Raw genomic sequence first — 22,997 nt, forward strand, 5'->3', positions numbered from 1 at the left:
AAATATATTTGTAATGATTATTGGTTGGCAAAATTACAATTCATGGAAATCGTAAATTACAATTCCTGTCTCTGGATGGTTATCTACACTAACATAACCAGTTTTGAGCATTTCCTTGAGAGCTTCTTCTACTTCTAGAAAGCTAGATCCTGTTTCCATCACCCCCTGACTAACAGATAACTTTCCTCCTTTAGTGGAAGCTGACCTGAGTAAAGCCACCATTAACTGTTGACGGGTTTGTGGAGGAGAAGCTTTCATAGAGACCGCCCCATTCGATTGATATAGTGGCACTCCTTGGGATGAAGTATCTAACTTTGCTTTGACTTTAGCGTTGTGTTCTTCTACCATATTAGGAATTAAAAACAAATCAATAAATTGGCCTATTCCAAATAAACCCAATGTAAAGAGCCAAAGTAGACCGGTCAAAATTTTGCCATTGTATAAACGATGACATCCGCTAAAGCCTAGAAAGCCAGCTCCCCAAAATAGGTAACTATATCTTATACTATTCATTTAGTCCCAAAAATGATTTTTCTGAAATTAATGTACTGTTTTGCCTAGTTACTTAATTTTTGTTATGTGCACCTAGTATCATAAACACTCAACACAAATATAGTCTTATGTAGTTAAATATAGTCTTTGATCTCCAGAAATTTGGGCGACTATTGACATAATCTAACAATGTCTGTGATAATTGAAAATTATATATCCTCAAGAGTCAACGATCTGAGTTCAATAGGGTGAAATTCCACCGACTGACACGCTACCTCTAGACACATTAGAACCTACGTCCAGGCCTCTGTATTATGACCAAGTAGAAATTGAATCAGGGAGAAAATCATGCAAAGAGGAAAAGAAAAAGTAGTCCCAAATGCTCTTAGCTATGGGATATAGGGTGTTGTAGTTCACGAGTGTCAAGGTAACGCCTGCAAAATAAGGATATGTCATATTTGACTATATTTTTATGAACTATTATTACCATCTTAGCTTGACAGTCGAGAATCCTCACACCATGATTTTTAATTTGGTGTGAGATGAATCGACGGCTAACTGAGTAGGCTTGATGCCTGCGAGAGTTGACAATATTATTCCGGAGTATTTTGGTTTTAAATATATTTTTTTCAAGTAGAAATTGTTACTCCGCCACTGGAAGTGATAAAATAAAAGCCATTCAATAAAACATATTTCCAGTAAATAGCATTAATTTGTTCTGCAAATTCTTTTGGCAAGGGCAAATGGCATTCGCCCCTACAGATGGTGCTCTAAAAATCAATTTGCGTAAGTCCTGATATACATACTTTGCAATTCTTAACTAAAACTTTGCACTTCAGTCCCCTAGACCTTGCTAAACTATTAGCGTGGAAAATATAGTACTTTCTTGCTCATTCTCCAAACTGTAGACCATATAAATGGTGCAGATCAAAAAACAGAGCAGGAAGTTAAAGACATCTAAAAATACCCCACACTACCAGCCATAGATTCATAAATTCAGAAAACAACAAAACTTATGGTAGATTCTCTAAAAAAACCAGATTTTCAAGAAATGCGACCAGGGGTTAAAGTTCCTTCTAAAGAAACTATTCTAACCCCTAGATTCTACACAACAGATTTTGATAAGATGGCTAAAATGGACATCTCAGTCAATGAAGATGAATTGATAGCTATTCTAGAAGAATTTCGTACTGATTATAACCGCCATCATTTTGTTCGGGATGAAGAATTTGCCCAATCATGGGATCATATTGATGGGGATACTCGTAGGTTATTTGTTGAGTTTCTAGAACGTTCTTGTACGGCTGAATTTTCTGGTTTTTTACTCTATAAAGAATTGGGTCGTCGTCTCAAAAATAAAAGCCCTATTTTGGCTGAGTGTTTCAATTTAATGTCCAGAGATGAAGCTCGTCATGCAGGTTTTTTAAATAAGGCCATGTCAGATTTTAATCTATCATTAGATTTAGGATTTCTGACTAAAAGTCGTAAGTATACTTTCTTTGAGCCAAAGTTTATTTTTTACGCTACTTATCTATCGGAAAAAATTGGTTATTGGCGCTACATTACTATCTATCGTCATTTAGAAGCTCATCCAGAAGATAGAATTTATCCTATTTTCCGTTTCTTTGAAAATTGGTGTCAGGATGAAAATCGTCATGGAGATTTCTTTGATGCTATTATGAGGGCACAACCACAAATTTTAAATGACTGGCAAGCAAAATTGTGGTGTAGATTTTTCTTACTTTCTGTGTTCGCTACTATGTATTTGAATGACGTTCAAAGAGCTGATTTTTATGCTGCTATTGGTTTGAATGCTCGTGATTATGATAAGTATGTAATTGAGAAGACTAATGAAACTTCAGGACGTGTTTTTCCAATAATTTTGGATGTAGAAGATCCTCAGTTTTATGAAAGACTAGAAATTTGTGTTAAGAATAATGAAAAGTTAACAGCGATCGCTAATTCTAATAAGTCAGGTTTTGTGAAGCTTTTCCAGAAGTTACCTCTTTATCTGTCTAATGGTTGGCAGTTCCTGAAACTATATTTTATGAAGCCAATTGAAACTGCTACTATGCAAAGTTCTGTTCGCTAAAAAAGTCTTTAATAATTAATCTCGCTTGATAGCCTTGTGATATTTCCAAGGCTATTTTTTTATTTGTTTTATTTAAGAAAAGAGGGAGTAGGGATTAGGGGAGAAATAATGGATGATTTATGTACTATAGCAATGGGCGCTGGTATATTTACAAATTGCAGGAAAGGCCAAATAGCTAAAAGTCTTATATTATCGCCAATTTATTCCCCCTGTTGCCTTCCGGAGCTGTTGCCTGTTGCCTGCGCACAGCGCTATATAATTGACTATATTTTTGATTATTGGAGATGTCTAATATTAAATCCACTTAATTGGGTATACAGTACTTTTCATATTGATTAACCACATCGTCACAATCAAAACCCTTTAGGAACGTTCCATGGAACGTCCCTACTGTGGTCTACCGTGTAGGAAAACTGCTGTAAAACAATGTTTCATTTTCAATCAGAGCGTAAATCTTTCTAAATTTTCTTCCCTCTTGACTCCTGAGTCCTGACTCCTGACTCCTCCCTTGATATAACTCCTTAATTCAAGGACTCTAAAAAAGTCTGAACTTGACCATCTGGTCTCAAAACCAATCGAATTTTAGCAGTCTTGTCGCCCTCAATATTAGAGACAAAAGTTTCTTCCTCTAAAGGCATCTTTGTATTACCATAAAACTCAACTGATGCTAGACCAATTGGAGTTACCTTTTTCACCGAACCATCACCATTTAATAACAAACTATACTGCAAATTCCTATCTAAATCTGATGGTGGTTCCCAACTTTTTTCAAAATATTCTCTTACCTCTGCAACTTGGGGAATTCGATCAAATAATGTAGATTTCGGTTTTCTGCTAGCATTTTCACTAGGTTCAACCACAGATTCGCGATCGCGCAAAGCAACTGGTTCTACATCTTCCAAGGTCGGTAAATCAATTGCTCTAGGAACATTAACCGGAATACGACTCACATCTAAATAAGGTCTTACCCCACCTCCTCTATTAAGTGTTGGTGGCAAAGGTCGGTTTGGTGCGGGTGGTATTTGCAAATTTGGGGGTGGTTGCACAGGAGGTCTGGGTTGTACTGACGCGCCATAGTTAGGTATTGCTGGAGGAGGAATTGGTGGTGGTGCTGTTGGTGGTGCTGGAGGAACTGGTGGGAGTATTGTTGGTGGTGTCGGAATAACTACTGTTGTAGCATTTCCCTGATTTTGAGGAGGACGAGAAAAATCATTCAGAGGTGGTGGCAAGTTATTAGGAGCGGGTGGGGCGGGGTTTTGTCTAGGAAACAGAGGAGATGGTGTGGGAATTGGAGATGGTCTAGTAATTGTTGGTGTTGGTAGATTTGTTGGTGGTGTTGGTAATGGTGATAGAGTTACTGTTGGTGTTGGTATTGGTGTTGGTAAATTTGTTGGTGCTGGAAGGGGCGAATTACTGCTTGGTGGAGAAGCAATAATATTAGGCTCATTTTGTGGTTTGCGACTAATTGCGTAGCGGTCGTATAATTTAATGGCACTAGCTGTTAGACCAGCGCTGATGATAATTAGTATTGCACTACGCAACCATTCAGGAAGAGGTGTAACTTCACTTTCAGACTTAAACTGAGGCAATGTCTGTATATCTGTTTCACATTCATCTAGAGCGATCGCCAGGTCAAATAGTTGCAGCATACTCATGGTAATGAAACTTCCTGACTCTTTAGTTGCTAGAGACCCCAAAAATAGATCGTGGTTTAATAAGTCTCGTGGTTGTAGATAAATACTTTGACCGTTTATTGGAGGTGGGTAATTAGGTATGGAAAGTTTGGCATCAGCAACTTCGGTGGTCTCTTCCTGAATTTTTGTTTGTGAGTTTGACTCTGTTGCAGTGCTATTGTTTTCTTCTCCTTTCTTTTCATTGTCTAGAGGTAATTCTGGAGACTTACTGAGGAATTCTTGTACATAAGTGGTAACAACTTTGTGGAGAGTGTCTAATTCACTGCGACCACCCCTCAGCGTAATATGCTCTGTTTCTGATACCCTGGGGTCGTCAAAACTAAGGCTAAAGCGTTGTTTTCTGGGAATACCGATCCATTTTAAGGCCGCTAAACCTCTAGCTGTAAATTTTAATGTACAAGTTGGGGGAGTATAACTTCGTGAAGGCATTGGAAAACTTTTGATTGAAGAAGGAAGAAGGAAGAAGGAAGAAGGAAGAATTACTGATGGATAGTAAACGACCGACCGCGTGTATGTCTGATCGCCCCAAATAATTTTAAGTACCCCCTGTAAAGTGGTGTATTAAACTCGCCACAGAAAAGATTAAATTATGTTAATCTACAGCTTTAACAGTAATTTCCTCATAGTTCATAAAAATATAGTCACATAGAGACATATCCTTATTTTGCAGGAGTTATCCTGACGCTCGTGTTAGCGCAGCTCCTCCGGAGGAGGCACTACAACACCCTCGCTTCCCATAGTCAAAGACAAAAGGGAGCTGCTTTTTTTATAATGTTCAGGGAACCATTAACATCAGCATTGATTAATCCTTTGCTGGCGATACGATACAAACCTCTTTTCACTCTTTTTCCTGAAAAGGTGACATTATTTTTCTCACCTCCAGTTAAGATATTTGACATAAACATAATTTAACTATATAGACTATATTTATGTATAACTTTTATTATACCAATTTAATTCCAATTTAATTATAGTTGAGTTATGTAGAGTAGTAAGTAGCCAAGAGGTTAAGATATCATCATATAACTTTTTTAATTTAAATTTAGTATACAGGGATAAATTTTATCTAAAAAAATCAAAAGAGAATTAAGGTATGAAACAGTTTAAACTCTCTGAAGTTTACCATTTACTTAATCATTACTTAATTCTCTACCATGCTGAAAACTTTTTCAATCAATTAATTAATTTTTGAATTTTTTGTTAAATCGGTATTTTGAGTTCTGCTCAAGCATTTTACTTCATACTAAAATTCTAGTATGGTTTTGGGTTCTAAAATTTCAGACTGGACCAAAGACGACTGCACCCTTGAGGAGCACTATAAAATAATAAATCCACTAATAACTTTAGACCTAATTTTTCTGGGTTATCGTGGGAAGTATTTTCAGAATATATGTGATATTGTTTATATGCTTTTTCAAATTTATCAAGATATTCTCTTAATAAAGTAACTGATTGAGGTTTAGTCTTTTGAGCAGCCACTTGCTCCATTAATGCTACTGCACGACGAATTAATGCTTGGTTTTGTTTTGCCAAGTGACATATAACTAGGATGAAAGATTTCGCTTCCTCTGTTTTCAGAGGTTGGTTTGCCGACATTCCCCGTTTTTCATCTACCACTAAAGTCAGTTCATCAGCTAACTTGGGAGGTATATTCAATTTACTGGCTACTCGCAATATGCTGTCTGAATTAATTCCTGTTAAAACATTTAGGGCTAATAATTCCATGTCCAATTTTGTTCTAATCTGGTTTGACCGATTTTTTTTGGCCACGGTTTGCTGGGTATTATCTTGTCTCGAAGGCAGTATGAAGACTGAGGTATTGCCAGGAGCAGCAGATGTTACCATATTATAGACCTCTTAAAAATTTATTTATTACAAGCACGTCTATTGTAGTCGTACTTTGCTAAATTGTGTCTACTATTAGGAAAACTTTATTTGACGAAATATTTATTTACTAATATTTTTTTCAAAAAATTATTGTTTAATTTCTGAATCAATTAATTAGAGTTTGCGCTTCACTAGTCTTTTAGTAGGGGAAGGAGATAGGAGACAGGAGACAGGAGACAGGAGACAGGAGACAGGAGACAGGAGACAGGAGACAGGAGACAGGAGTAACAATTGTCAATTTGGGATTTTTCTGCCCAACTATGTGCCTAAAATACGCTCCTAGCATGAGCGTTTTAGACGTGATACCAGGCACTTTTTCAAGACTCCAAAAAGGCTAAACTCTTTATATGTCAATACTTTGTTCTTTAATCAACAAGTCCTAATTAAGTATAATATCATGTCCGGATCATCAAAAAACCTTTTGGACGAAATATTGATTTACCAATTTTTTTTTCAAAAAAATATTGTTTAATTTCTGAATCAATTAATAAGTATGATTTTGGCATTCAAACCATTATTCCGTAAAACTTTTAATAGTTGATCTGCCTCAAGACGACTACGAAAAGCTCCAGCTTGCATGACTGAATTACCATTAATATTCGTATTAAAAGCATCTGGTACAAGCGATCGCAACTTATAGGTCTGAGCAGCATTATTGACATTAACAACTACTCGATAACGTAGACCCAAGGCCGCAGCACGACTTTGAGAATTACGACGTAAGGATAGTCTTGGCATTGGGTTAGGATTAGGATTTTGATTTCTGCCAATACCGGGAGGGACATAACCACCACGACCAAGGGGTATATTTGCGCTTGGTACAGATAGTAAACCAGGAGATGCAACTGGAGTAGTGGGTTCAAAACTTGGTCTAGTGTTCCTTGGAGGTAAATTTCGCCATCTTTCTAAAGTTCTGCTCCGTGACTCTGGTGGCGATACTGGTATTTCAATTGCTCGTGTATTCTGATAATTAGGATTAGTTTGTAGTAGTCTTTGTAAATTTCCTTGACGACTTGTTGTCTGGTAGGAATTTCCCCTAGACCTTGGGGTTTCTGGTTTTGGTACGGGAATAATAATTGTTGTAGAATTTCCCGGTCTTTGTCGTGAAATAATATTATCAGAACTGTTCTGCTCCTGTAATTTTTCTGCTGAAGCTGAAATATTTGGTTTCTGTGGCGTTGTCTGAATTTCTGGTTCACTAGAAGCAGTTTCCATAACTTGCTCTTCCTGGACAGACTCTGTTTCTGGATTTACTGTAGGAGTAGTTATAATATTCGGCAAAGGAGCAACTCGTGGGGGTGGAGCAATTTTCCCAGCAATATCAATACTGCCATAATTACGACCGCCTCCTAAAGAATTTCCATAAGCAGGAAGAGTTTGACCTTTTACTGCATGATAAATATTATACCGAATGTTATTACGAATAGTATTACGACCAGGTTCTTGAGAGTTACCCAGATCCGGTAATGATTGAGCGATCGCTGCTACTCCATCCTGTCTATTACCCTCAATATAATTACCCCGCAAAATTGGGCGTGCATTTCCTTGAATAATAATCCCACTTTGATTTTCTATCAGACGGTTTCCCACTACTTTTGGAGCAGCATCATCAGATATTTTCATTCCAATACCAGTATTTTGAAACGAATTGTCTCTAATTTCTGGCTGAGAGTTATGATAAATTTCGATACCACTTACCCCATTGTCATAGAAATTATTTTCCTGAATAATTGCTGTATTACTACCCGCTACAGAAATGCCATTTACAGTATTACCAGTAAAAGTATTTTTACTAATAACACAACCACTAGATTCTATCCATAAACCATAACCTTGAAGATTAGGATTTATAACTGTTACGCCACTTAAATTAGATTCATTAGCAGCTACTATTGTAATATTTTTCTGATTTAAAGTCGGACTATTAAAATTACCTCCACCTTGAATCAAAACATTTTTTCCACGGTTAAAATAGTTGCCTTTAATGGTAATTTTTGGCTGCAAAATTAAAGGAAATTTTTCACCTGTTTGTCTATTGTAAGTTCCGGGAGCAAGTAAAATTTGTGTGTGAGGTTGAGAAATTTTCAAAGCATAAGTAATAGTTTTCAAAGGAGCGGTTTTAGTACCATCTCCAGAGTCACTACCAACAGATGAACTAACATAAAGTACATTTATTTGAGAATTAGCTTGAGTTTCTAGGGATTTGGCCACTTGTTGTGCAAATGGTACTGCCAAACTTGCAGAAGTAAATACCCCTAGTAGTGCAGTGGCTAAAATAGGTGATAAAAAGTTGATTTTACGCAGTAAATTTGTTTGATTATTTTCCTGCGAAAAAAGGATAAATATTTGTTTCACGGCTTTCCTCCTAGGAAACTGTGACAGACAATTTAGTTATTATATTTTGTCAAGTACCTCTTATTATAGGTGTTTTGAAGAAATCTTTTAATTTTTGTAAAGAGAGGTTGATTGTTAAGGATAATGGATAAGTCTGACTAGAATTAGCAAAGCTCATTTTGATAGAGATGAATGGAACTTTGCAATTACCCGAAAATATTTGCTGTTGCCAATAATTTTGTTATTTAAAAAGTCTATTTTTCCTGGCGTTCGATACTATTTAGGATTAAGCATTTAGTTAAGGTTGTTGTACATTTCAACTTCGATAAAACCATTACCCCTATTTAAAATTATTCGTCAGTTTTAGAGTTGATGAAGTACAAAGTTTTACACTCTTAGGGAATAGGGGTTAGTATTAAACTGTACCTCACTATTCTGAAAATGCTGTAATTATCCTTCATTTATGGATATAGCGTTTCTCAAAGAGCGTGAGACATACCTATCTTTTACTGTAAGCATTCAGCAGTCAGCTATCAGCTATCAGCTATTTATTTTAGTTTTAGATAAAGGCTTTATTAATTAAGTCAAAATTACCGAATTATTAATTATTAATAATTAAATAATTCTGGTTTAAAGCCTACCCTTTTAAGGGAAAAAAAAGCGGTCGTTTGCGGAGCAGTCCGTTAGGATGGGATGGCGAGGTCTCCTCGCCATATCCATGAGACCAAGAGAAGAAATAATATCTCTTGAGATTCAATCAAGAACGGTTTTAACCAGAGGTAATTATCAATTATCCATTATCAATTAATGAAATCTTACTACAAAAGCCAACTTTAAAGGCTATATTCATTTAGAGCAAGTCTTTAAAGTTGGTATATTATTGCTGATAGCTGACGACTAATAGCTGTTTGCGCAGCATTCCACAGGAAATACTTACCTTTTACCTTTGTTTCTATTCTATTGCCTATTCCCAGATCCCAGATGCGGTGTTCCCTGTTCCCTAAAACAAACCAATGCACTTACCTCATGCTTTTTGGGAATTACTATATGCTCTTGTTGATTGTGAAAGTTAGTATTATCCAATCATATCATCACTATTTGTGTTCCTTTTTTTGCTAGTCATTCTTGATTATTTCCAGCTTCTATCCATTCATTAGCTATCGAGCAAAAAAAGTTAATATTTCATAGAAATTAGAAATTATTGGAGTAGCTTTGATTGATAAATTAAGCAAATTATTTCTTGTCTAAATGGCTTATACCTCCCATGAAATTTATTTGAGAAATCCCTAGTAATTGCCAAAATTAAATCTTTTTACTTTCCTTTTTCCTTCCCTTTTTTATATTTCTATTTTTTTTTAGCGATCGCTATAGAAATATCTAGTTAACCTAACAAAAATTTGCAGCCCTAAAGTAAAAACTTATCTAAAATATGGCCTAACTATTTTGACCAAAAAATCAGGTCTCAAGCCTCCCCTTTCAAGTGGATGAAAAAAAATAAACTTCAGTATTTCAAGCCTCTGGCAACAGCTGCGAGGTACTGATAACTGATAACTGATAACTGATAACTGAAATGACCTTGGTCCTACAGTTGTAATCCTGATAGCTAAACTATTTCAGAAATTATTTGAACAATAATTAAATTCTGTATTGCAGGCAATATTATACTATAAAACGGTCTATATTAATAGCAAAATTTATCATAGTCTGCCCCTCCCTATTTGAGAGAGCAAGATTATAGTCATGTTGACAATAAGGATTAAAATTTATAGGGTAATTATTATGAACGATAAGTATAATTGGGGTCAAAATGTACAGCCAGGGGTTCGCCGAATTTTGGATGCTAACCTAGATCGGGCCAGAGAAGGTTTAAGAATTATAGAAGAATGGTGTAGATTTGGCCTCAATAGTATACATTGGGCTAATGAATGTAAACAACTACGTCAAGAGATTGGAAGTTGGCATAGTACAGAATTAAGAATGTCCCGAAATACTCCTGGCGATCCAGGCACAGAATTGACTCATCCAAAGGAAGAGGAACGCTCAGATGTTCAACAACTGCTACAAGTTAACTTCTGTCGCTTAGAAGAAGCACTACGAGTTTTAGAAGAATACGGCAAAATTTATAATTCTCAGATGGGTTCCGCTTGTAAACAAATGCGTTATCGAGTTTACACTATAGAAAGTGGACTTCTCGCCTATAACAGGCATCAGCAATTACAAAACTCCTACCTTTATCTAGTTACCTCACCCAACGATAAATTAATCAATATAGTAGAAGCAGCTCTTCAGGGAGGATTAACTCTTGTCCAATACCGCAATAAAACAGCAGACGATATAACAAGATTGACAGAAGCTCAAAAACTCTCTCAACTCTGCCATCGCTACGGCGCTCTATTTATTGTTAATGACCGAGTAGACCTGGCGATCGCTGTGGATGCAGATGGAGTTCATCTTGGACAGGATGATATACCAATTAAGCTTGCTAGACAACTGCTTGGCCCTCAAAAACTTGTAGGTCGTTCCACTACAAACCCAGAAGAAATGAAGGGAGCAATTGAAGAAGAAGCGGACTATATCGGAGTAGGGCCAGTATATGAAACTCCTACTAAGTTAGATAAACCAGCAGCAGGTTTAGAATACATTAGTTATGCTGTGAATAATTGTACTATTCCTTGGTTTGCCATTGGTGGAATTGATATGCAAAATTGTGATGAAGTTCTATCTTCTGGTGCAGAGCGTTTATCTGTAGTTAGGGCAATTATGCAGGCAGAGCAACCAACTTTAGTAACTCAATATTTTCTTTCTCAACTAAATCGCTATCAAGCCCTACGCTCTCACAATATATTACCGGAAAAAATCTAAATATTACTAGAATGTCAAGTCAAATTACGCTCAAAGTTAATGGAGAAACCCATACTTGTTTACCTCATATACTTTTACCTAATTTTCTCGAACAGTTGGGGCTAAACCCTCGGTTAGTAGCTGTGGAATATAATGGTGAAATTTTACATAGACAATTTTGGGACAAAACTGAAATACAAGCAGGGGACAACTTGGAAATAGTTACTATTGTGGGAGGAGGTGTTGAATGAAGTCAGAAGTCAGAAGTCAGAAGTTAGAAGTTAGAAGTTAGATTTGATAGGCTAAAAATGGGGACTTATATTTATATATGGTTATAAGTAGTGGTGTACAAGTAGTGATTTTTGTAGTTTTGTTTCTGGCAGTGACAGGGATTTAATTATAAATATCGCTACATCTACAAGACTATCTGATTATAGTAACTAAAAACTATAGTGCTATATATTTTAAGACTTGGGCAAATATACTGGACTAAAAAATAAAGAAAATTCCGTATTTCAAGCCTCCTACCTACTTTAGTAGGAGGTACTATTAACTGATAAATGAAATAACCTCGACTACATAATTTTTGATTCTTGATATTTTGTGATTCAAGTACGGATATCCCAATAATTAAACACCAAGCTTTGATTGCAAAGTCTAGAAAGAAAGCTATACATTAAAGAAAGAAGTATAAAAATAATAACAATTATTTATGAATAAAAAATTGCTTTCACAGATCGTAAAATCTGTCTTTGCCATCGCGCTAGTACTTACTTTAGCTTTTAGTCAAGTTGATGCAGCTTTTGCCGCTCGGAGTGGAGGTCGCATTGGCGGTGGATCATTTAGAATGCCCAGTCGCAGTTATACATCACCTACCCGTAGTCCTGGAGGTGGTTACTATCCTAGAGGAGGTATTGGTTTCCCATTTTTATTACCTTTCTTTGGTTTCGGTGGGTTTGGTAGTCTGTTTACAATTTTGATTTTTATTGCGATCGCTAATTTCTTAGTTAGTAGTTTCCGAAGAGTAACTCAGGGAGATGAGTTTGAAAGCTATAGTAATAATCCTACAGTTTCTGTTGCTAGTGTACAAGTTGGTTTATTGGCAGAAGGTCGCAGTTTACAAACAGACCTTGATAGAATAGCGGAAAATGCTGATACTGGTTCTGCTGCGGGTAGAGCGCAAGTTCTCCAAGAAGCTACATTATCTTTGTTGCGCCACCCTGAATATTGGGCTTATGGATCTGCCCAAAGCGAACAAGCAAAGCTAGACTCGGCAGAAGCAAAGTTTAATCAGTATGCTTTGACTGAACGCAGTAAGTTTTCTGAGGAGACTCTTTCTAATTATAATAATCAATTAATTGATAAAGACACTCAAACTTCTCTGCCAGTTAGTGAAACTGATGGTGAGTTGGTAACTCAGGGAACTGAAGCACCAGGGGAATATATTGTGGTTACTGTTGTTGTTGGTACTCAAGGTAAATTACAGTTGCCAGTTATTAATAGTACAGAAGATGTAAAACGTGCTTTAAGTCAAATGGGTACTATTTCTAGCGAGCAGTTATTAGCTGTTGAAGTTTTATGGACACCTCAAGCAAGTGGCGATACTTTGACTTCTGAGGATATGGTTGCTGAGTATCCAAATCTTAAATTGGTTTAAAGAAGGAAGAAGGAAGGAGGAAGAAGGAAGGAGGAAGTTGTGATGATTTTGGTTACGGTATAGCCAGTGGGAGCATCTTGCTCCCGTTGTGAGTTTTGCTTGTCTCCATTTACCCAAGAATACCAATTAGTGTACTTTTTGTTAAAATGTAATGTTCTCCATCCTTAATTTATGTAAGGGTGGGGAATATTTATTTTTGATTTTTAATATATTGCTGATTGACTCGAAGAATGAAAGGGGTAAAACTTTTCAAGTTCCTGGTATGTAAAAGTTGTTTAATCGACAAAATTTTCTGATTTCTAGTAGATGCGATGGAATTTATAGTAATATCATGTTCGGAATTTATCAATATTTGATTGTTGTTTAATATTAGTAGCGTAGCCAGGATATTTTAGGCCAATATTATTGTCTAAAATATAATCTGAATAGTTATTATATGTAAGCATTCAGCCGTCAGCCATCAGCTATCAGCTATTGCTTTTAATTTAGGATAAAAGCTTTATTAATTGTCTTACTACAAAAGTTGGCTCCCTTGCCCTTAAAGTCTATTTTAATTTAAACACTTTCCTATATATATGAGAGAGTCTTGTTGCTGATAGCTGACAGCTAATAGCTGAATGCTTACTATTATTTCACAAATTAACTATTAGCTATCTCAGGGTCGCATCTGGTAAAAAATATCCTCAAACTTAAAATTTGAATCAATAAGTTTGAGGTAATTATAACTCGTACACAGATGCAATAAAGAATTAGTGATGAAGAACTGCAACCAAGCAATTAATTCCAGAGAATACAAATTAATTCTCAACATTAATCAATTTTATGACCGTACTCATACTGTAGAAAGATTTGGCAATTTAGTTGAGTCATTGACACAACAGTTTAAAGGAAAAGCTATTAGCCAAAAAACTGAAGAAAAATATCGACAAGTTTATTACTTAGATACACCAAATTTTGATTTACGTCATCATGGTTTTATCCTGAGAATTAGGCGAGAAAAAAAATATAATCAACCGAAATATCAGATAACTCTCAAACATCGTGAGTCAGACCGCTATTTGTCAGCTTCACAGGATTTGTCGGCAACAAAACCAGGTAAGACTAAGTTTGAAGAAGATATAATTCCGCCATTTCAAAGCAAGTTTTCTCAGTCAATATCTGTAACTAAAGACCGGCAGCCTAACTTTGAAAATATTAAACAGGTTGCAAAATTATTTCCTGGTTTAAAAGCTCTTGACATTACCGAACAAACTTCAATTGAGTTAGTCAATAATTTTCGGGCTTTTGAAGTGGTAAAGAAACTAGGAAATTTACAATTTGGAGACAAACATATTGTGAAAACCGATCTAAGTTTCTGGTATTTAAATACAACAGATAATTTACCGTTAATTGCAGAATTTTCACTTAAATATCGTCTACCTAAAAAATTGTTAGAATCTCCAAAAAAATTAGAACAATTTCCTATGCCAATGATTCAAGGGACAAATTATTTGTTTAAAGCTTTGCAACAACAATGGGAATGGATAAATTTTCATCCTATGACTAAAACTGCTTATGTTTATGGCGAAGGAAATCAATTTCAAAATATGTTTTTGGCAGAAAAAAAATCTCTTTTGGCTGCTTAATGTAGTAGGGTGCTGTTAGCGACAGGGTAACTGAGCAAAACTCAACGGTGCTTCATTAATTGATAATTGATAATTGATAATTACCTCTGGTTAAAACCTTTCTTGATTGAATATAAGGAGATATTATTTATTCTCTTGGTTGATTGGATATGGCGAGGAGACCTCGCCATCCCTCAACCGCTTTTTTTCCCCTTAAAAGGGGAGGCTTTAAACCTGAATTATTTAATTATTAATTATTAATAATTAGGTAATACTATACTCCACTTCATTCCACTCACACACCCTACTACTAATAAAGAGGTAATATAAAGTAGTGAATTTTTATTGATATTGTTCCCAAGTTTCATCCTTTAATTTTTCGGCTAAATCTGTAACATCATTCACACTACCAATATAAAAGTATCTTTTACTGCTTTGCATACCCCCAGGAGTAGTCTTAAGAAAATTAGTCGGATGTAAATCAGCTAATAAAAATACTCTTGCTGGATACCATGAATTATCAATATAACTACGACGATTTCTAGCAATTTCAACTAATTCTTCGTCCGATTTATCAACGTTTTTCCACTTAATAGAAAATTCATCTTCTGACTCAATATCCACAACTGCTTCAATCTTAGCTACCCGGTCTACTTGTTTATTTCTATAGACTCCAAAGTACAAACTGCGACGATGACTATACTGACCACCTTTTGCTGTACAAACATATATATTATGGTTAATAACATCATCATAAGTTCCAGCACAATTCACAACATCTAGACGATATTTCCAAGAAGGTAACAAATTTTCTTCATCAAAATACTCTTCTAAGTCGGCGATCGCATCGCCTAGACTTTTTGATAAACCTTCCACTTTTATTGACTCTAGAAAATATTCAAAACTAATAGGTAAAAATAAAATTTTATCTGCTTCAGCAATCTTTTTAACATTGGAAAAAGCCGGAACATTAGGTTCATCTTGTTCATAGTTAGCAAGAGCAATAAGAACTTTTGTACCTTGCTTTTGCTTGAGGTTTTCTAGATGACGTAATAATTGTCCTTCATCAAAATTATTTCCCCTTTTAGTTTCAATAAAAATAGGTAAGCATTCAGCTATTAGCAGTCAGCTATCAGCAATTAGTAATGAATAATTACTTCTCAGGTTTAGAAATGGGACTTTAGCAGTAAATTTTTATTCTTTCTCAATTTCAAAGGTTGTTTTTACCTTCTACAAAATTAATAGCTGATAGCTAATAGCTGACGGCTGAATACTTACAAAAATAGAGAAAGGTTCTTGAGTAATTTCTCCATCAGGAGTGCTTTGTTTTCTTCTTACTTGTTGAGTGAATTTGACTCCAACTTTTCCAGATAAACCTTCACCTAATAGTTTACTCAAAACTTCCGATAAAAATTTAGGATTTTCTTCATAAAGCATTTTGAGAATCAGGAGACAATGGTTTGTAGTCTGATTTTCTCTTTGAGAATAGGAGGGAAAGAGGCGAATATTTCGGCTCATTTGAAATCAATATTTTGACGAATTCCATAATTGTTTAGCACTATAGCACTTTAATTCTGTCTCCTGACTCCTTCTTCAAATTCTCTCTTCAGTCAAAAATCACTCAGATTTTTCTGAAAAGTTGCGTCACAATATAGAGAGAGTATAAATTACTAGACACTTGATTATTTTTGATAAATATGGTAATGGAGCAACTTTCCCAAAATTCTCTATCTGAAACAACTGTCAAACCAAAATTAGATTACGATTTAGTTATCGTCGGTGGGGGTATCGCTGGCACTGCTCTTGCTTGTGCTTTGAAAAATTCTGGCTTAAAAGTGGCATTAATTGAAAGTCAACCTAAATCTGTAGTTGCAGCTAGAAAACTTGCTTATAATCTCTCCTTAACATCTGGCAGAATATTAGATGGCATCGGAGTTTGGCAACAAATTTTGCCTAACATCACTACATATCGGCAAATTAGTCTTTCTGATGGTAATTATCCCCGTACTGTCCAATTTTATCCTGATGATTTGGCTATTACTGGTAAAAGGCCAACTTTAAAGGAGGGATTGGGTTATGTGGGAGAACATCAGGTGATGCTGACGGCAATGCAGGAATTTTTGGCAGACTGTGAACAACTTACTTGGTTATGTCCAGCGGAAGTTTTGCGGGTAGATTATAAATCGGATTTTGTGGAAGTTGAGCTAAAGCAGAAGGATACAGACAGTTTGTCTGGTGAAAATGAAAGTTTGACTGTCCGCTCTCGGTTGGTGGTAGGAGCAGATGGGGCGAGGTCTCCTATTCGTGAAGCTGCTAATATCGGTACTCATGGTTGGAAGTATTGGCAGTCTTGTGTAGCAATGACAATTAAAACTGAAAGGTCTCACAATAATATTGCTTTTGAGAGATTTTGGCCGAGTGGCCCGATGGGGGTTTTACCCTTGCCGGGAAATCGCTGTCAGGTTGTGTGGACTGCTCCTCATGCTGAGGCGAAGGCGTTGCAGGAGTTGGATAAACAGGAATTTTTGGCCAAGTTGGAGTATCGTACTGCTGGAAAGTTGGGTAAGTTGGAGTTGTTGAGCGATCGCTATGTTTTTCCGGTACAGTTGATGCAGAGTGATCGTTATGTTGAACACCGTTTAGCTTTAATTGGGGATGCTGCTCATTGTTGTCATCCTGTGGGTGGTCAAGGTTTGAATATGGGTATTCGGGATGTAGGAGCGATCGCTGAAATTATTAAATCTGCTCATCAGCAAGGTGAGGATATTGGAGATATTGGGGTATTGAAGCGTTATGAAAGTTGGCGCAGAAAGGAGAATTTCGTAATTTTAGGGGTTACTGATTTTCTGGATAGAATGTTTTCTGCTAGTGTGTTGCCTATAGTGGCGGTTCGTCGTTTAGGTTTGTGGGGTATGGGAATAGTTCCGATATTTAAGTCTTTGTCTTTGCGGGTGATGACTGGTTTATTTGGTCGTCATCCAGAGTTAGCTCATACCGTTTCACAGAAGTTATAAGTCGTAGGGGCGAATGGCATTCGCCCGCGCAAAAGTCAAAAGTCGTAGGGGTGAATGGCATTCGCCCGCGCAAAAGTCAAAAGTCGTAGGGGCGAATGGCATTCGCCCGCGCAAAAGTCAAAAGTAAGATTTTATCGGCTCAAAACTTTGATGCTACAGTAATTTATCGAAGTTATTTAACATTTAAAATTTGTGAAACCTTTAAAGTGAATTAGTATCAGATTTTGTCTGTTAAGTAGAGGAGTCAGGAGTCAGGAGGGAAAGAAGCAACAGGAGAAGAAATTTTTCGTTATAGTAGTCGCAATTACTGTTAGGAAATATTAAAAAATTAAAACTCAGACAACCCAAATTTCTTCCTTCTGCTCTATCTACTCTTATAAAAATGCACCATCACCAAAAAATGCTTCCATCTCCCCCACTCCAATAATCTAACTTCTTCCTTCTTCTTTATTCCTTCTTCCTTCTTCAATTTAAAACTTTTCTAATTCAGCAATAACTCTCATAAATTCTTGCTTGAGATAATTATCATCTTCATAACAAGAAAGCAAAGAATGATAAAACCAAAGAGTTTTTTCTTTACCCCCACGAAAGCGCTGCCAAACTATTTCTCCTTCCTGACGTAGTGCAGCTAATAAGTCTCTGCCATTATGTAGTTTATCAGCAAGAGAAATACGTTTTACAGATTGAGAACCATGACGAATTTGCTCAATATAACGTAATTTTCGCTCCTCCCAAGGTGGTTTAGGAATAGTCTCGGACTCCGTACAACCATCAATAATATTCACCACTGTTTCACCAAATAATTCCAGGATATGCTGACGAGTTGCCATACCTCCCCTATCTTCCACCGCATCATGTAATAAAGCAGCGATCGCTTCATCTTCGTTCCCTCCATTTTCTAGTACTAAAGCTGTTACACTCAACAAATGAGCAATATAGGGTGTACATCCATCTTTGCGTAACTGTTGAGAATGTAATTGGTGAGCATATACTAATGCTTGTTCAAATTTTTCTGTAAGTTTCGTTGTTGTCATTTCAGTTATCAGTTATCAGTTGTCATATTTTTTTCCTCTTCCCTATTCCTTATTCCTTATTTTGTGACTGTAGTAATGTTCAATTGCATTTATATGACTATTCTCATTCCCATTAAAGTTCTGCTAATGAACTTACTTTGTGGTTAAATTACCTGAAAATTGCTGTAATTGTACCATATTTCGGGCAAAACTTAAGATGCGTTTACCCAGGTCTGATACCACCACCTACTTTGTGTCGTTATACTCACGGGGTAAAAATGTAGCTGAAAGCTATATATAGAGGTGGGTTTATCAAATAACCTGAAGAATACTTCAACTAAAAGAGAACTATTATTGAGAATAGATGGGGGTGTGGTGCGATACTGCTGACGCAACGCGGAGCGAACGCACCACACCCCCCACACTAGGTTGATTATTTATTTAAATAAATTTGAAAACAGTTAAAAATATGAGAAAAAAGGTTTGATAATTATAAATAAAAAAGAATAAAAAGTGAATATATTAGGGTTTTATCAAGACCATATAGAACAAAAATTGACGGCAAACTCAAGTAGCAACATTACAAATATTATTATATTTAATATCAGTATATAAAACTGTACAAATATCAAAATTAACAAGCTTATTTCCGATGCCAATCCAATCAGAAAGTAAGCGCAAACATATACAAAGATTTTTAACCCTCAAGGAATTAAGTTTACCTATATTTTGGTTTCCTTTGGTAAGAATTATGGTAGAGGAAGTATTCAGTTTTACTTCTGAATTAATATTAATTATAGATAGAACTCAATGGCAAAATACTAATATATTAATGATTAGTGTAGCCTGGAAAAAAAGAGCATTACCCATATATTGGAAGATTTTAGATCATAAAGGGGCTAGTAATTTAATAGAACAGCAGGCAGTAATTCGTCCTGTATTAAGATTATTAAAAAGGTATAAAATTATGATCACAGCAGATAGAGAATTCCACAGTATATTTCTATCCCATTGGTTAAAAAAATCTCATAAAAATCAGGTTTACTTTGTCTTAATACAGCGAAAATCTACCTCAATCAAACAAGGTAAAAAATATTGTCAACTCTCAGAATTAAAAGTAAAAGTCGGTACAGCTAAACTATTATTAAATCAAAAAATTACTAAAATCAATAAGGTGGGAACATATAATTTACTTGTATATAAAAAACAGAAAGATATCGACAACTATGTTTCATAAAAATGGTATATTTTGACTAATTTATCATCGATTGAGAAAGTGAGAAAAGTATGTAGTCTTTTATGGTCTAAATATGTCGTTAAAGCTATATGAAAATGGCTCTTATTGTCAGCCGTAATTGTCTAACGATTGATTCAACTACCAGGAGCGTTTAATACTGAGATTGGCACAGCTTTTAAAGACTTAATTGATCAAGAATTTGAGCATTTTAACACCTAAAACCTACGACCTTTGAATCCGATAAATTCGATTATTTATCTCTTCAGTAAACAACAAACTACCATCTGGCAAAACCTCTAAACCAGTCGGACGACCCCAAGTAGTTTCCTCTGAAATATCCAGAAAACCTGTTAAAAAGTCTCGATATTCTCCAGTCGAATTACCATTTTCATCAAAGGGTACAAAAACTAATTTATAACCTGTGGGTTCCTGACGATTCCAACTACCTCGAAATGCCACAAATGCTCCATTTTGATATTCTTCTGGGAAAGTTTCACCATCATAAAATTGCAGTCCTAAAGGAGCAGAATGAGCTTGAAATAATACATCAGGTGTTTGAGTTTCAGCTACTAAATTCGGATTTTCTCCTGCTCTTCTAGGGTCTTCCAAATTAGGTGAGAAATAAGCATAAGGCCAACCATAAAATTCTCCTGACTCTAATCCGGTTAAATAATCAGGAACTAAATCATCTCCTAACCCATCCCGTTCATTGACAGTAGTAAAAAGTTGATTTGTAATTGGATGAAAATCTAAACCTACAGGATTTCTTAAACCAAAAGCAAAAGTTTGTTGATTAGAACCATCTAAATTCATTACTTGAACTGATGCTCTAGGTAATGGCTCTACAGATACATTGGAGAGGGAACCAATAGAAACAAAAAGTTGATTATCAGGAGAAATTGCTAAGTTTCGAGTCCAATGACCTCCTGTTGGTAAATCGGCTATTTTTTCACCAGTACCATTAATTTCTAAATCCCCAATATTGTAGGGATATCGTACTACTGAATCTGTATTTCCTACATAGAAATAATCTTCGGTAAAAGCCATGCCAAAAGGTTGATTTAATCCATTTTCTGCATCGGCAAAAACTTGAGAAAAATCGACAGTACCATCCCCATCTGTATCGCGTAATAAACGTATTTGATTGAGTGGTGTTTCTGTTACTAATACATCTCCAGTGGGAGTAACTTCTAACCAACGAGGACTTTCTAAATTTTCGGCAAATACATTAACAGTAAATCCATCGGGAACTTGCAAAACTGGATTATCGGGAACAGGAATAATATTGGCAGGATTAGAAGCACTATCAGTAGCAAAAGGTATAGGTAATGAGTCTAGAGAAATACGGATATTTTCTGATAATAATGTTTGAGTTTCTAGAAAACTACTGTTGCGGTTGTCATTGGATTCTATATCGAGAGAAAAAAAGCTGTTGCCATCTAATTCGGCAGGTAAAATACCTAAAACTATACCTATGATTTTTTCCGACTGCCTAATTTTTATCGAAGTATCATTACCCCCATTCATAGCAGTTTCTATTATTAAATCATTAACTGTTAAACCCGAAGTTAAACCAAAGCGATCGCCTATTTCAAAATCTGTAATTACATCTGCTTCTTCTGAAAGTACAAAAATATCTGCACCTGTTCCTCCAGTCAAAGTATCTATTCCTAAATCTCCATACAAAGTATCATTTCCCGTACCACCAATCAGAAAATCACTTTCTTTTCCTCCTCTTAATACATCGTTTCCCCCATCGCCATGAATCTCATCATTTCCTAAATTTCCACTCAAGAAATCATCATTATCACCACCGAAAATTAAGTCTAAATTTTTACCACCAAATATCGTATCGTTTCCTTGATTTCCGTCGATCGTATCATTGTCTTGATTACCATTAATAACTTCTGCATCTATAGCTCCAATAATTGAGTCATTGCCACTTAAACCAAGTAGACCACCAGGCAAATTAGCAAGTAATTCTGGAGTTAGTTGAAAGTTGTCAGACTCGGAGGTTAATTCATAAAATCCGTCAGGGTTTGGCCCACTCATTGTTTTTGGATTTAGTTAAGTTTTTTCTATTTTATCAGGAAAGGCAGAAGGCAGAAGGCAGAAGGGAATTCTGACTCCTACTCCCGCTACCCGTGACCGAAGGGAACAAGGGCATAAAACCCCAACCAATTGTTCCTTCTCCCTTCGTTTATAGCAGGGCAAAATGGGAAAAACATTTCCTCTTATTCGGTTCATCACCAGCATAAGTTTTAACCTACTATAACAACCAGCTGAAAAGTTCAGAAAAGCTTCCCAAGGTTTTATATACAAGTTCGGATAATTAGTGATAAAAAAACTTTCTCGGCGTTGATGAATCAAGGGATGAAACTTAAATTTAGCTAAATATAAAATGCTTTTCAGTTAATAGTTAGACAATTGCCATTAAAGCACAATCATAGCTTGATTCACCAAAGCCACTTTCTCCTTCTCCTATTGTTTATTCTTCTTTCTTCTCTCCTGACTCCTGAGGACTGACTCCTCCCTCTAAAGTTTTTATTTTGGCATTGAAGAAATACCTTTAAATAATAATATTAACCCTCCAATTAAAATTGCTACTGCTAAACCACCACTCAGTAAATCAAGCCAACCACTATTTTCCATAATTAAACTCAATTAAATTCTTAACAAATCTTATATCATACCTATTTTGTTACAGTCAATACTAACTTAACTAATAATCATTAAAATTTTGTTTAATTTACTGATTTTTATGAGAATTTGAGTAAATTATGGATACTATAGTATCTATGAGATTTTTATAAAATAGTAAAAAAAATATATAACAAATCTGAGGAATAAGCAGTACAAATGTAAGCATTTCCTGCTGAATGGGATGCTGCGCAAACAACTATTAGCAGTTAGTTCTTCCTGTGGAATACGCTCGCATTCAGTTTTTTAATGAATGAACCAAGTATTTGCTGAACTTCTACTACATTTTTGAACAAAGAACTGAAGCACAAGAAGAACGAGCTTAAATTGTCCACTAAAGGTAATAAAACTGATAACGCAGTTCTGACCATAGGAGGCTAGCTGATAGCTGACCGCTGACCGCTGTTTGCTTATGTACAAATTCCTATTAAG

At 35.7% G+C, this 22,997-nt stretch carries 16 protein-coding genes; 7 read left to right on the plus strand and 9 right to left on the minus strand.

What is annotated here, in order from left to right; genetic code table 11:
• Positions 1–33: 33 nt before the first annotated feature.
• Positions 34–513 carry an NINE protein gene (locus F6K15_RS02975; protein ID WP_293056843.1) on the minus strand — a complete coding sequence of 160 codons (480 nt, stop codon included), beginning with the start codon at positions 511–513 and terminating at the stop codon, positions 34–36.
• Between the two features lie 994 nt (positions 514–1,507).
• On the opposite strand from F6K15_RS02975, the gene acsF reads away from it, so the two are divergent.
• On the plus strand, positions 1,508–2,584 hold the full coding sequence (acsF, locus tag F6K15_RS02980) for a magnesium-protoporphyrin IX monomethyl ester (oxidative) cyclase (RefSeq protein WP_293056844.1): 1,077 nt from the start codon (positions 1,508–1,510) through the stop codon (positions 2,582–2,584).
• A 521-nt stretch (positions 2,585–3,105) separates the two neighbouring features.
• Here the strand turns inward: acsF and F6K15_RS02985 are convergent.
• The 4 genes from F6K15_RS02985 to F6K15_RS03000 form a co-directional block, all read right to left on the minus strand.
• The gene (locus F6K15_RS02985; protein ID WP_293056846.1) at positions 3,106–4,707 is read right to left on the minus strand and encodes a DUF4335 domain-containing protein; all 1,602 of its coding nucleotides are present in this window, start codon (positions 4,705–4,707) and stop codon (positions 3,106–3,108) included.
• 311 nt (positions 4,708–5,018) lie between these two features.
• The gene (locus F6K15_RS38995; protein WP_375341042.1) at positions 5,019–5,177 is read right to left on the minus strand and encodes a hypothetical protein; all 159 of its coding nucleotides are present in this window, start codon (positions 5,175–5,177) and stop codon (positions 5,019–5,021) included.
• Positions 5,178–5,547: 370 nt separating this feature from the next.
• On the minus strand, positions 5,548–6,123 hold the full coding sequence (locus tag F6K15_RS02995; protein ID WP_293056848.1) for a DUF3038 domain-containing protein: 576 nt from the start codon (positions 6,121–6,123) through the stop codon (positions 5,548–5,550).
• Positions 6,124–6,645: 522 nt separating this feature from the next.
• The gene (locus F6K15_RS03000; protein ID WP_293056850.1) at positions 6,646–8,520 is read right to left on the minus strand and encodes a DUF1565 domain-containing protein; all 1,875 of its coding nucleotides are present in this window, start codon (positions 8,518–8,520) and stop codon (positions 6,646–6,648) included.
• A gap of 1,758 nt (positions 8,521–10,278) precedes the next feature.
• Between F6K15_RS03000 and F6K15_RS03005 the strand changes: the two genes are divergently transcribed.
• The 4 genes from F6K15_RS03005 (at position 10,279) to F6K15_RS03020 (ending at position 14,622) form a co-directional block, all read left to right on the plus strand.
• Positions 10,279–11,361, plus strand: a complete 1,083-nt coding sequence (locus F6K15_RS03005; protein ID WP_293056852.1) for a thiamine phosphate synthase — start codon at positions 10,279–10,281, stop codon at positions 11,359–11,361.
• 11 nt (positions 11,362–11,372) lie between these two features.
• Entirely contained in the window at positions 11,373–11,591 is a 219-nt protein-coding gene (gene thiS, locus F6K15_RS03010) for a sulfur carrier protein ThiS (RefSeq protein ID WP_293056854.1), read from the plus strand.
• A gap of 461 nt (positions 11,592–12,052) precedes the next feature.
• The gene (locus tag F6K15_RS03015) at positions 12,053–12,997 is read left to right on the plus strand and encodes a DUF1517 domain-containing protein (protein WP_293056857.1); all 945 of its coding nucleotides are present in this window, start codon (positions 12,053–12,055) and stop codon (positions 12,995–12,997) included.
• A 755-nt stretch (positions 12,998–13,752) separates the two neighbouring features.
• Positions 13,753–14,622: a CYTH domain-containing protein gene (locus F6K15_RS03020; protein ID WP_293056859.1), complete on the plus strand. Its 870-nt coding sequence runs from the start codon at positions 13,753–13,755 to the stop codon at positions 14,620–14,622.
• A 321-nt stretch (positions 14,623–14,943) separates the two neighbouring features.
• On the opposite strand, the gene F6K15_RS03025 is transcribed toward F6K15_RS03020, so the two are convergent.
• Together F6K15_RS03025 and F6K15_RS03030 are read right to left on the minus strand one after the other, a co-directional pair.
• The gene (locus F6K15_RS03025) at positions 14,944–15,477 is read right to left on the minus strand and encodes a hypothetical protein (protein ID WP_293056861.1); all 534 of its coding nucleotides are present in this window, start codon (positions 15,475–15,477) and stop codon (positions 14,944–14,946) included.
• Positions 15,478–15,831: 354 nt separating this feature from the next.
• Positions 15,832–16,119, minus strand: coding sequence for a hypothetical protein (locus F6K15_RS03030; protein WP_293056863.1), 288 nt, complete (start codon positions 16,117–16,119; stop codon positions 15,832–15,834).
• Positions 16,120–16,298: 179 nt separating this feature from the next.
• Between F6K15_RS03030 and F6K15_RS03035 the strand changes: the two genes are divergently transcribed.
• Positions 16,299–17,615, plus strand: coding sequence for an FAD-dependent hydroxylase (locus F6K15_RS03035; RefSeq protein WP_293056865.1), 1,317 nt, complete (start codon positions 16,299–16,301; stop codon positions 17,613–17,615).
• 470 nt (positions 17,616–18,085) lie between these two features.
• On the opposite strand, the gene F6K15_RS03040 is transcribed toward F6K15_RS03035, so the two are convergent.
• Complete coding sequence (locus F6K15_RS03040) at positions 18,086–18,649, minus strand: HD domain-containing protein (protein ID WP_293056868.1); 564 nt, start codon at positions 18,647–18,649, stop codon at positions 18,086–18,088.
• Between the two features lie 631 nt (positions 18,650–19,280).
• On the opposite strand from F6K15_RS03040, the gene F6K15_RS03045 reads away from it, so the two are divergent.
• Positions 19,281–19,865 (plus strand): hypothetical protein, encoded by a 585-nt coding sequence (locus F6K15_RS03045; RefSeq protein WP_293056870.1) that lies wholly within the window; start codon positions 19,281–19,283, stop codon positions 19,863–19,865.
• 222 nt (positions 19,866–20,087) lie between these two features.
• On the opposite strand, the gene F6K15_RS38060 is transcribed toward F6K15_RS03045, so the two are convergent.
• On the minus strand, positions 20,088–21,917 hold the full coding sequence (locus tag F6K15_RS38060) for a PQQ-dependent sugar dehydrogenase (protein WP_363267163.1): 1,830 nt from the start codon (positions 21,915–21,917) through the stop codon (positions 20,088–20,090).
• Positions 21,918–22,997: the final 1,080 nt, after the last annotated feature.

The sequence above is a fragment of the Okeania sp. SIO2B3 genome, from assembly GCF_010672525.1.
Classification (GTDB): domain Bacteria; phylum Cyanobacteriota; class Cyanobacteriia; order Cyanobacteriales; family Microcoleaceae; genus Okeania.